Source organism: uncultured Bacteroides sp. (assembly GCF_949298305.1).
Lineage (GTDB): Bacteria > Bacteroidota > Bacteroidia > Bacteroidales > Bacteroidaceae > Bacteroides.
Genome location: NZ_CASFWU010000122.1, coordinates 1 through 10,100, shown reverse-complemented (window position 1 = coordinate 10,100; position 10,100 = coordinate 1). Strand labels below are relative to the sequence as shown.

The window sequence follows — 10,100 nt, the reverse complement described above, 5'->3', positions numbered from 1 at the left end:
CAACCAACAGGGTGTAATACCTTACTACACCTTCTCCGTCAAGGGGTTTGAGGAAAACTACGCCGTATTCGCTCCCAACTGCCGCTCCCTGCAAGAGCAATGCGAGGAGAAACGCTTCGGCCTTCTTCCTCCCGACGAAGCCCGTAGTCTGTCTGCTTCTCTGCAAGCCGCACAAGACCCTGCCGGGTGCATCCGCCGCTTCCTCAAGACGCACCACCTTCCCTTCCTTGCCACCGACCGCAATGTGCTGAACCTGCCTGCCATCGGCAAGAGCATGACCTTCAGCATGGTGGGCATCACGGCGGAGGGGAAGCGCATCCTCCGCTTCGACCACGACGGCACACGCCGCCACAGCCCCATCATCGACCGCATGGGGCAAATCTACATTGTAGAAAACAAGTCAGTGGCGGCCTACCTGCGACAGTTGCAGGCCATGGGCGAGGACGTGGAAGAATATGCCACCATCTGGGGATATACGCAGGGCGAGACTGAATCCCGCTTCAGCCTCTATGAATACCCCGATTTTCCCTTCCGCATCACAGAGGAAATCAGCAATCTGGAAATAACCGGATAAACGAAACATTACCCTAAAAAGCACAGTCACATGGAAACCGAACAACATCCTCTTGAACCTTTCCTGCCCGAAAATGCACGCCTGCTGATGCTGGGCAGCTTTCCGCCGCAACGCAAGCGCTGGAGCATGGAGTTTTATTACCCCAATTGGAATAACGACATGTGGCGCATCGTGGGCCTCATCTTCTTCGGCGACAGGGAGCACTTTGTGGTCAGGGGAGAAAAAGCCTTCTGCAAGGAGAGGCTCATTGCATTTCTTCAGGAGAAGGGCATTGCCCTGTTCGACACTGCCACCGCCGTCCGCCGCCTGCAGGACAATGCGTCGGACAAGTTTCTCGAAGTGGTGCAGCCCACCGACATCCGCACGATGCTCGACAAGCTGCCCCAATGCCGTGCCATCGTCACCACAGGCGAGAAAGCCACCGAAACCCTCTGCGCCCAATTCAGTCTTGTCCCGCCCAAGGTGGGCGACTTCACCGGGTTCGTGGCCGACGGCCGCCCCATGCGCCTCTATCGCATGCCTTCCTCCTCGCGGGCCTATCCGCTGGCACTGGAGAAAAAGGCAGCCGTCTACCGCCTCATGTATCAGGAGCTGCAGATGCTTTGAGCAATGCATATTCAAAACTTTCCATTACCTTTGCAGCCGCAAACACGGGAATAGCTCAGTTGGTAGAGCATCGGTCTCCAAAACCGAGTGTCGGGAGTTCGAGTCTCTCTTCCCGTGCAATTGAGTAGGAGGAAAACGAAGCAGTTTTCTTCCTACTTTCGTTTTCCGCCCTCTCATACCACCACCGTTCATATCATTCGGCATACGGCTGTTCTTTATGTTTCGCTTACTTCAGCACCACCAGCACCTTGCGGGCTCCGTGGGCACCCATCACCAACGCCTGCTCGATGTCCGCCGTCTTCGAAGGACCCGAGATGAAGACCCCATAAGGATAGGCCTCCGACTTCAGGGCTGCATAGGCTTCGTGCATGTTGTTGACAAGGCGGTTGCGGTCGACAACGATGAGCAAGGCCTCGGCTATGAAGTAAAGCAGCTTATGCTTCACGGCCTGAGGTATCCACACAGCACCGTTCTCGGCCACTCCTATCTCACCTGGGACGACGGCCAGGTCGATGCCGTTCAGCTCCTGCGCACGCTCCACGTCATCTGGATTGAGCGTAGCACATTCCACCTCGGGCAGGTTCGAAGCAATGCTCCGCGCCTCGGGGAAGTGGGTGCGGATCAGCGAGTCGAGGGTATCGCCCTCCTGCCACACGACGGCATTGCCGCCCACCTGACGGCTGACATCGCAAAACTGACTGATCTTGTCCGCATAGGTCGTTGCCTGCACCGCCCACTGGGGATAGTCGAAACGCTGGCGGGTGTTGCGGCGTATCTTTTCCAAAATTTCATCACGGCTGCTCATGGTTGTTTCTCCTCCTTTCCTTGAACTTGATTCTTCTTCCACATTTCGTTGAACGACTCGGAAGCAAACTTGGGCAACTCGCGCCCTTTCCCCCAGTCGTTCAGCCCGTTGTACTTCATAAACCGTGGCAGGGCATTCACCATCGGGGCTGCCCACAAAGCCGTATTGAACAGGTGCGGACGCTCCATCAGAAACTTCATGCCTGCCGACATGTATTGCTTCTCGGTGCTGGCCTTGCCGATGGCTTTCAAGCCCTGACGCCATTTGTATATCTGCTCGCCCAGGTCGACCTTGGCAGGGCAAACGTTGGAGCAGGACAGGCAAAGCGAACAGGCCGACAGGTTGTCGTAATACTTCTGCGGGTCGTGGGCCATGCCCAGATTGATGCCGATGGGACCGGGGATGAAGTAGGTGTACGAGTATCCCCCACTCCGCCGGTAGACGGGGCAGGTGTTCATGCACGCTCCGCATCGGATGCAGTTCAGCAGGCGGATGTGGTCGGCATTGGCCAACATCTCTGTACGTCCGTTATCTACGATGATGATGTGATACTCACCACCCTGCCGCGGCGAGCGGAAATGCGAAGTATAGGTAGTGCTGGGCTGACCGGTGCCCGAACGTGCCAACAAACGGGTGAAGACGCCCAGCGCCTCCATGTCGGGCACAATCTTTTCGAGCCCGAAAGCCGATATGTTCAGCTTGGGGCAGGACATGCCCATGTCGGCATTGCCCTCGTTGGTGCACACCACCACGTCGCCCGTCGAGGCTACCGCGAAGTTGGCGCCAGTCATGGCAGCATCGGCATTCAGGAAGATATTGCGCAGATTCTTGCGGGCCACGTGCGTCAGGTAAGTGGGGTCGTAATTGCCTTTCTCGGCGCCCATCTCCCTCTCGAAGAGCTCGCCCACCTGCTGCCGCTTGATGTGGATAGCAGGCAACACTACATGGCTGGGCGGCAGGTGCATCAGTTGCAGGATGCGCTCGCCCAGGTCGGTCTCCACCGTGTCGATGCCCTTCGATATCAGGAAGGGGTCGAGCTCGCACTCTTCGGAGAGCATGGACTTGCTCTTGACAAAGCGCTTCACACCGTGGCTGCTGAGCAGGTCGTAGATAATCTGGCGGTATTCTTCGGCATCCTTGGCCCAATGCACAATGGCGCCGTTGGCTGTGGCATTCTTCTCAAACTCCACCAACAGCTCGTCCAGGTGGCTGTTGGAGTATAGTTTCAGCTGGCAGGCCTTCTCGCGAATGCTTGGTACTCATAGTTGTGAAGCTAATATTTCGACAATATGAATGGTTTTCACGGGCAGGTGCTCACGGTCGATGACGCCCTGCATGTGCATCAGACAAGAGCTGTCGGCGCCGGTGATGTATTCGGCTCCCGTCTCCATGTGATGTCTGATTTTATCCTGAGCCATACAGACGGACACCGCCTGCTCTTCGACGGCAAACATACCGCCAAAGCCGCAGCACTCGTCGGGATGGGCAGGTTCGAAGACCTCGATGCCCTGCACCATCGACAGCAGGTCGCGGAGCTTGTTGTAATAGGGGATGTTGCGCTCGCTGGGCGATGAGAGGTTCAGCTCGCGCACGCCGTGGCAGCTGTTGTGGATGCTCACTTTGTGGGGGAAGCCGGCTTTCAGCGAGGAAGGCTTCAGCACGTCGTGTACAAACTCGCACAGGTCGTAGATTTTCCCTGCGCTCTGGCACTGGTGTCCTTCGTGCTTCAGGATGCCGGGATGGTTCAGTTTTACAAAGGCTACGCAACTGGCCGAAGGACCTACCACATAATCGTAGGCCTTGAACAGGTCGTCAAAACGAAGGGCCAGCTTCGCGGCCTCGCCCTCAAAACCGGCGTTGGCCATAGGCTGTCCGCAACATGTCTGGTCGAGCGGATAGTCGACGTCCACGCCCAGGCTTTTCAGCAGTTTGTAGGACGCCACTCCCACTTGCGGATAGATGGCGTTGATATAACATGGAATAAACAAACCTACCTTCATGGGTTCATCAGATTATAATGTATTGTTAATCATTTATTGAATATTGATCAGCTTATGCGTCTGCAGGCTGAGCCTCCAACGCGGATGCTCCAGGACGCAAGCCACCGTCTCGGCCGTGTTCAGGCACGAACAGGGCTGGAGGAAGAAGTGGGCGGCGGGCAGCTGCTCGTAGGGAGCCAGGTCCTGACCCTCGTACACCACCTTCACCTCGTCCATGCGCGTCAGCCTCAACGCTCCGCCTTGCTTGGGCGAGCAGGTCACCCAGTCGATGTTCGCAGGAAGGGGGCGGGTGCCGTTGGTTTCGATGCAGACGTATCTCCCTGCCTCGTGCAGACGGCCGACAAACGCCTCGTCAATCCAAAGCGAAGGTTCGCCACCCGTCAGTATCACCATCGCAGAAGGGTATCGGCAGACTTCGGCCAGGATGTCGTCATCGCTCATCATCACCCCGTCCTCGTGCTGCGTGTCGCAGAAGGGGCACTTCAGGTTGCAGCCCGAGAAACGGACGAACACAGCGGGCGTGCCCGTGTGGTAGCCTTCGCCTTGCAGGCTATAGAATATCTCGTTAATCTTTCTCATAGATGGCCGTATTACCTTCGGACTCCTGCACCTCCACCTTGAAGCAGGCGGGTATCTGGTCGCACACCCAACGGGCTATGTTCTCGGCCGTGGGGTTGCAGGGGATGACTTCGTTCAGATTCTTGTGGTCGAGCTGCCCCATCACCACTTGCTTGATGTGACTGAAATCGACCACCATGCCGTCGGCATTGAGCTCGTGCGAGCGGCACCAGACGGTGATAATCCAGTTGTGACCATGCAGATTCTCACACTTGCTGGGATAAGAGAGACGCAGGCTGTGGGCGGCCGACACCTCCATTCGTTTGACTACTGTGTACATAAAGACGTTGTTAATTGGTTGTTGGTTAGCTACAAGTTACGAGCTACAAGCTACAAGCTACGAGTTTTTTTAGCTACGAGTAGCCAACTCCTTTCTCACATACATCCTCCATACACTACTTGTAGCTCGTAGCTTGTAACTCGTAGCTAAAGAAACGCATCTAATGTCACCTCGATGCGGGGGCAAAAATACGGATTTCTTCATGATTTTCCCTACATTTGCGCCATGAAAATCCTCTATATCCTCCTCGGGAGCCTGTCGTTGGGGCTGGGCATTGCAGGCATCTTCCTGCCGTTGCTGCCCACCACGCCCTTCCTGCTGCTGACGGCCGCCCTCTACTTCCGCGGCTCTCCGCGCCTGTACGACTGGCTGCTACGACAAAAGCGGCTGGGTCCTTACATCCGCAACTTCCGCGAACATAAAGCCATACCGCTTCATGCCAAAATCGTCTCCGTCGGGCTGACGTGGCTCACCCTCCTTTACTGCGCCGTCTTTCTGTTTCCACAGGTGTGGATAAAGGCGCTGCTGCTGGCGGTGGCCACGGGCGTGACGTGGCACATCCTTTCGTACAAGACGCTGAAGTGACGCGCCCGCTCCCCTACTCTTTCACCACCACAACGCGGCTGTTGGGCAGGTCGGGGATGTAGATGCAACCATCTTTCACGCTGATGTCGGCCGGCCCTACGAGTGCCTGCGGCAGGTCGATGCCGAGAGGAGTCAGGGCGCGTGTGGCGAGGTCAATGCGGCTCACGCCGGCAGGTGTCCAGTTGGTCACATAGAGCGCCTTTCCGTCCGACGAGAGGGCCAGGCCGTCATATTGTCCGGGCACGTCCATCCACTTCTCGGCCACGGGCTTCTCCAGATTGGCCACGCGATAGACCACATGTGCGTCGGTCGTGTTGCCGTCCGCCGGATAGGAAGCCACATAGAGGGCGCCGTCGTGCAGCAACAATCCGTTGGGGCCGGCCACCTTCAGCCACTCTTCGGGCGTGCTTGGGCGGGAGGGATTGCTGATGTCCACCCGGAAGATGGTGCCCGTGTTCGTCACCGATATATAAAGGTAACGGCCGTCGGCCACCAGGTCGTTGGCAAACAGATGTCCTTCGGGCAGGGCGATGGTCAGAGGCTCCGAACCTTTGTCCGCCAGATGATAGGACATTACTTTATTGACGTCGCACACGTAGAGGCGGCCGTCGCGCGCCAGCATCCCCTTGGGAGCCGACAGATGGCCGTCGGCAGGTATCAGCACTTCATTCTTGCCATCTTTGTGGAGGACGATATAGCCCTTCCCCTCGGTGTTCAGCGGATTAAGTTCCTCTGTGCCGAAGTTGGCTATCAGGATGCCGCCGTCGTAAGGCAGCGTGCTCTCGCAATAACGGATGCCGTTGTCAATCACGTTCACTACAGTCTGCGCAGACACCGTTGCGGCCAGCAGGCAGACCCACATCATACTGATTAAAGTCTTCATAATTCATTTCAAGTTTTTAAGGGTGAATAATAGATTTCATTGCTTTCAGACTAAACCGGTGTACAGGCGACACCACACACGCCACCACGAACGACAGGCCCAACAGAAGCACCAGTCCCAAGACGAAGGTGTCCCAGCCGAAGCCGGCAAGCAGGCTGCCCGTGGCCGAGCCCAGCAGGCTGGAGCCTGCATAGTAGAAGAGCCAGTAGAGACTGGTGGCACTGCTGCGCGCCTCCTGCGCCTGCATGGAGACGATGCGGCTGGCCAGCGTGTGCGTGCTGAAGAAGGCAAACGTCAGGATGCCCAGCCCCAAGACAATGGCCTCCAGCCGCATGACCAGCAACAGGAACAGGCCCGCCGCCATCAGCAAAAGGGAGTAGCGCAACAGCGCGTGCGGATGAAAGCGGTCGGACAGGCGGCCTGTCAGCACCGAACCCGCTACTCCCGCCGTGTACATCAGGAACACGCCCGCCACCACGTAGTGGGGAAGCCCGAAGGCGGGCGATTCCAACAGGAAAGAGAGATAGTTGTAGACACTCACGAACACGCCCATGGCCAACGCCGCCACCAGATAGACGCCCATGAAGCGGAAGTCCCTGAGGAAAGCGGCCATCTGCCCCAACTTGACCCTGACAGGCACGGATGCGGGGCGGAAGTGGCGCGAAGCGGGAAGCAGGCGGACAAACGCCATGCCCAGCAGCAGGCTGACCGCCCCGATGACGAGGACAGCCGTGTGCCACCCCGCCCATCCGGCCAGCAGAGTGCCCGACACACGCCCCGCCATGCCGCCCAGCGTATTGCCGCTCAGGTAGAGGCTGATAGCCAGGCCGATGACACGTGCGTCCACCTCTTCAGTGAGATAGGCCAGGGCAACGGCCGACACGCCTGCCAGCACCGCTCCCTTCAGGAAGTTGACCAGCAGAAGCAGCGGAAAGCTGAAGGCAAGCGGCGAAAGCAGTGTCAGCAGGCTGGAGACAATGAGCGAGAAACCCATCAGCCGGGCACGCGACACGGCATCGGCCCGAAAGGCCAGCACAAACAGCCCCGCCGCCATGCCCAGCGTGGAGGATGAGACAGCCAGGCTGCCGCCCACCGCAGACACCTGATAGTAGCCGCAGAGCTCGGAGAGCAGAGGCTGAAACAGATAGAGCTGGGCAAAGACGGAAAGCCCGGACAGGAGCATACACAGGCGGATGAGGCGGAAGCGCTTCCTTTCATCGGCGCCGGCAGGGAATAAAGAGGTTGTTTTCATTGTCGCATCGTTCTTTTTACGATGCAAAATTAAGGAGGAAGGGAAGAAAAGGCTATATTTGCAAAACGCTATTTTTCGATAACATCCATAGGCAAAACCGATAGATGACATGGAACTCCGACAACTGAAGTACTTTGAAAAAGCCTGCGAACAGCAGAACTTCTCGGAAGCGGCCCGCCTGCTGTACATCTCGCAGAGCACGCTTTCGCAACAAATCAAGCAGCTGGAAGAAGAGCTGGATGTGCTGCTCTTCGACCGCATCGGCAAGCGCGTGGTGCCCACCGAGGCAGGCAACGCCTTCCTGCCCTACGCCCGCAAAGCCATCCAGGACGCCGAGAGCGGGCGGCAAATCATACGCGACCTGAAAGGAATAGAGACGGGCACCCTGCTGATAGGCGCCACCTACAGCCTGAGCGGCCTGCTCACCGACGCCCTGGCCGAGTTTACCCGCACCTATCCGAAGATAAAAGTGGAAATCACCTTCGCCACCTCCCACGAACTGCTGGAGGCACTGGCCGGCGGGCAGATGGACTGCGTCCTCTCCTTCCGCCCCGAAGGCTGCTGCGGCACGTTCGAGACCCTGCCGCTCTTCTCCTCGGGCCTCTACTTCATTGTCCACCGCTCACACCCCCTGGCCGGCGTATCGTCCATGACGCTGAAAAGGCTATCGCAGACGCCCCTCATCCTGCCCGCACAGGGCTTTGCCACCCGCCGGAAGATTGAGGAAATCTGCCGCCAGAAAGAGCTGGAGCTGACCGTAGGCATGGAGATAAACGACGTGCAGACCATCATCCGCCTGCTGGACGGAGGCCGATGGGCCACCATACTGACCGAGGCCGCCGTGCGCAACGAACCCGAACTGGTGAAAATACCCATCCTCTCCGTCGAACGGCTCACCACACAAGGCTTCCTCTTCTGGCCGCAAGGCGTCTACCGCAAGAAGTCGGCACAGGCCTTTGCCGACATCCTGCAGCAGGCCGTCTCCCGACGGAGGCGTTAGCCGCTCAGAGCCCGCCCGTCTGCTCAAAGAAGGCTTCCAGCGTCCGGCGGGCACCGGAAAACGGCTCTTCACAAGAGGCAGGCTGCCCGATGACATAGGCCGCATACTTCACCGCCACAAAAGGCACGCCCCTGGCACGACACACCCACGCCTGGGCGTATGCCTCCATGTCCACCACGTCGCCCTCCACATCCGCCTGCCCGGTCAGGAAGGAGTCGCCCGTGTTGCATACCCCGTCAGCGGCCTGCCAGTGGCGGCAATACCCTTTCTCCTCCAGCAAGGCGGAGACGTCGAGACGATAGTCAACGCCCAGCCCTTTCAGCTGCAGCATGTCGCGGTCGACAAAGCGGCGGCAGACAAAGATGTCGCCCACACGGTGGCCGACCGTGCCTGCCGTCCCTACGTTAATCACTACATCGGGCTGCAGGCGGTTGAGCGCGTCGGTCAGGTAATAGGCCGACTTCACCTTGCCGATGCCCGTGCGCAAGTAGCCCACCTGCACCTCGTCGTCTCCCCTCATGCCGGGAAACTTCAATTCCGCAAATTCGCCTTGAACGGCGTAAGTAACCAGTATTTTCATTCCGTTTCCATTAAAAAAGCATTAAAGCCGGAATCTCCTACAAACCATACCCGTCATGAACGAAGTTGACGCCATCATAGGCATACTTGTATGCATCGGCCATGATTTCGGCTTCTTCAGGACAGCAATTCTTGGCATATTCGTTCAGTCGGGCGTATTCGCCTTCTAAGGAAGATGAACGGACAATGTTCGACAGACAGAAGAACCAAAACTGAAAACGATGGCCTCTGCGCAGTTTGGACAGATAACTGAAAATTCCCTTCCGGCAATCATCATTCTTCTGCAATACATCCATCACCAATGCCCGAAGGTGATTGGGAGCATCCGCATCCAGTTCTCCCCCGATACACAAATCCACCAACCGCTTGCAATAGGCATCAGCAGCTATAGTCCCTGCCATCTCACCCAAAGCCCGGACATGCCTGTCCGCCTGTCCATAGAGGGCAGAACCATATTGATAGGTAGTGATGTATTCCATCCAGTTCTTGGGAAAGGCATCAAAAAAAGCCTGCCGGTTTTCACGACTGTTCTTTCCGGCAAGCGCTGCATAAGCGGAAGTCAAAGTCTCTGAACTCACAGAAACATATTGCGCCTTTGCCCCCCAAGAGGCAAGAAGCGCAAGGCAAATGCCAATTGTTCGTTTCATGAACCCCATAAAAAGTCATTCTTAAGTTATTCAAAGGTTATTGAGGCATGACGACAAATCCAATGCACGTTCCTCCTCAGTAACGTTCATATTGTTAATCCTCGATTGTACAAAAATAAAGGAACTTCGCCAAATGGACAATGCTTCCACAAGTTATTTAGAGTTATTTTAAGTTTATTAGTGGTGCGATAAAAATTACATCACTGTAGTTAAACGATTAATTTTAAATCAAATATAAGCGTTCATTGATTTTTTGATTTGAAAATGATTT

General features: G+C 56.8%; 11 protein-coding genes, 1 tRNA gene and 2 pseudogenes. 5 read left to right on the top strand and 9 right to left on the bottom strand.

Going from position 1 to position 10,100, the window contains the following annotated elements; translation table 11 throughout:
• From Q1Y74_RS12960 to Q1Y74_RS12950, 3 genes and pseudogenes are all read left to right on the top strand, one after another.
• Positions 1-574, top strand: a pseudogene (locus Q1Y74_RS12960) (KamA family protein); the annotation flags it as partial.
• 30 nt (positions 575-604) lie between these two features.
• The gene (locus Q1Y74_RS12955; protein WP_300814721.1) at positions 605-1,180 is read left to right on the top strand and encodes a uracil-DNA glycosylase family protein; all 576 of its coding nucleotides are present in this window, start codon (positions 605-607) and stop codon (positions 1,178-1,180) included.
• A gap of 44 nt (positions 1,181-1,224) precedes the next feature.
• A tRNA-Trp gene (locus Q1Y74_RS12950) sits at positions 1,225-1,297 on the top strand.
• A gap of 109 nt (positions 1,298-1,406) precedes the next feature.
• On the opposite strand, the gene Q1Y74_RS12945 is transcribed toward Q1Y74_RS12950, so the two are convergent.
• The 5 genes and pseudogenes from Q1Y74_RS12945 to queD form a co-directional block, all read right to left on the bottom strand.
• The gene (locus tag Q1Y74_RS12945; RefSeq protein ID WP_300814720.1) at positions 1,407-1,985 is read right to left on the bottom strand and encodes an LUD domain-containing protein; all 579 of its coding nucleotides are present in this window, start codon (positions 1,983-1,985) and stop codon (positions 1,407-1,409) included.
• Positions 1,982-3,235: pseudogene (locus Q1Y74_RS12940) on the bottom strand (LUD domain-containing protein); the annotation flags it as partial. The gene Q1Y74_RS12945 and the pseudogene Q1Y74_RS12940, both read right to left, overlap by 4 nt.
• Positions 3,236-3,244: 9 nt before the next feature.
• Complete coding sequence (locus tag Q1Y74_RS12935) at positions 3,245-3,985, bottom strand: (Fe-S)-binding protein (protein WP_300814719.1); 741 nt, start codon at positions 3,983-3,985, stop codon at positions 3,245-3,247.
• 33 nt (positions 3,986-4,018) lie between these two features.
• Positions 4,019-4,564 carry a radical SAM protein gene (locus tag Q1Y74_RS12930; protein WP_300814718.1) on the bottom strand — a complete coding sequence of 182 codons (546 nt, stop codon included), beginning with the start codon at positions 4,562-4,564 and terminating at the stop codon, positions 4,019-4,021.
• Positions 4,551-4,883 carry a 6-carboxytetrahydropterin synthase QueD gene (queD, locus tag Q1Y74_RS12925; protein WP_300814717.1) on the bottom strand — a complete coding sequence of 111 codons (333 nt, stop codon included), beginning with the start codon at positions 4,881-4,883 and terminating at the stop codon, positions 4,551-4,553. The genes Q1Y74_RS12930 and queD overlap by 14 nt, the downstream gene beginning before the upstream one ends.
• 225 nt (positions 4,884-5,108) lie before the next feature.
• Here queD and Q1Y74_RS12920 point away from each other — a divergent pair, with 225 nt between their 5' ends.
• Positions 5,109-5,468 carry a YbaN family protein gene (locus Q1Y74_RS12920; RefSeq protein WP_300814716.1) on the top strand — a complete coding sequence of 120 codons (360 nt, stop codon included), beginning with the start codon at positions 5,109-5,111 and terminating at the stop codon, positions 5,466-5,468.
• A gap of 13 nt (positions 5,469-5,481) precedes the next feature.
• Here the strand turns inward: Q1Y74_RS12920 and Q1Y74_RS12915 are convergent, their stop codons facing one another.
• Both Q1Y74_RS12915 and Q1Y74_RS12910 read right to left on the bottom strand, forming a co-directional pair.
• A complete protein-coding gene (locus Q1Y74_RS12915) occupies positions 5,482-6,351 on the bottom strand; it encodes a hypothetical protein (RefSeq protein WP_300814715.1) in 870 nt (289 codons plus the stop codon).
• A gap of 16 nt (positions 6,352-6,367) precedes the next feature.
• Complete coding sequence (locus tag Q1Y74_RS12910) at positions 6,368-7,603, bottom strand: MFS transporter (protein WP_300814714.1); 1,236 nt, start codon at positions 7,601-7,603, stop codon at positions 6,368-6,370.
• 109 nt (positions 7,604-7,712) lie between these two features.
• Between Q1Y74_RS12910 and Q1Y74_RS12905 the strand changes: the two genes are divergently transcribed.
• The gene (locus tag Q1Y74_RS12905) at positions 7,713-8,603 is read left to right on the top strand and encodes a LysR substrate-binding domain-containing protein (protein WP_300814713.1); all 891 of its coding nucleotides are present in this window, start codon (positions 7,713-7,715) and stop codon (positions 8,601-8,603) included.
• Between the two features lie 4 nt (positions 8,604-8,607).
• Here Q1Y74_RS12905 and Q1Y74_RS12900 read toward each other — a convergent pair whose 3' ends face one another.
• A complete protein-coding gene (locus Q1Y74_RS12900; RefSeq protein ID WP_300814712.1) occupies positions 8,608-9,183 on the bottom strand; it encodes a nucleosidase in 576 nt (191 codons plus the stop codon).
• Between the two features lie 37 nt (positions 9,184-9,220).
• Positions 9,221-9,838 (bottom strand): hypothetical protein, encoded by a 618-nt coding sequence (locus Q1Y74_RS12895; protein ID WP_300814711.1) that lies wholly within the window; start codon positions 9,836-9,838, stop codon positions 9,221-9,223.
• Positions 9,839-10,100: the final 262 nt, after the last annotated feature.

Coding starts and splice junctions, on each gene's coding strand:
- Q1Y74_RS12920 (WP_300814716.1), top strand. CDS start 5,109: ATGAAAATCCTCTATATCCTCCTCGGGAGCCTGTCGTTGGGGCTGGGC.
- Q1Y74_RS12935 (WP_300814719.1), bottom strand. CDS start 3,985: ATGAAGGTAGGTTTGTTTATTCCATGTTATATCAACGCCATCTATCCG.
- Q1Y74_RS12905 (WP_300814713.1), top strand. CDS start 7,713: ATGGAACTCCGACAACTGAAGTACTTTGAAAAAGCCTGCGAACAGCAG.
- Q1Y74_RS12930 (WP_300814718.1), bottom strand. CDS start 4,564: ATGAGAAAGATTAACGAGATATTCTATAGCCTGCAAGGCGAAGGCTAC.
- queD (WP_300814717.1), bottom strand. CDS start 4,883: ATGTACACAGTAGTCAAACGAATGGAGGTGTCGGCCGCCCACAGCCTG.
- Q1Y74_RS12945 (WP_300814720.1), bottom strand. CDS start 1,985: ATGAGCAGCCGTGATGAAATTTTGGAAAAGATACGCCGCAACACCCGC.
- Q1Y74_RS12955 (WP_300814721.1), top strand. CDS start 605: ATGGAAACCGAACAACATCCTCTTGAACCTTTCCTGCCCGAAAATGCA.
- Q1Y74_RS12915 (WP_300814715.1), bottom strand. CDS start 6,351: ATGAAGACTTTAATCAGTATGATGTGGGTCTGCCTGCTGGCCGCAACG.
- Q1Y74_RS12895 (WP_300814711.1), bottom strand. CDS start 9,838: ATGGGGTTCATGAAACGAACAATTGGCATTTGCCTTGCGCTTCTTGCC.
- Q1Y74_RS12910 (WP_300814714.1), bottom strand. CDS start 7,603: ATGAAAACAACCTCTTTATTCCCTGCCGGCGCCGATGAAAGGAAGCGC.
- Q1Y74_RS12900 (WP_300814712.1), bottom strand. CDS start 9,183: ATGAAAATACTGGTTACTTACGCCGTTCAAGGCGAATTTGCGGAATTG.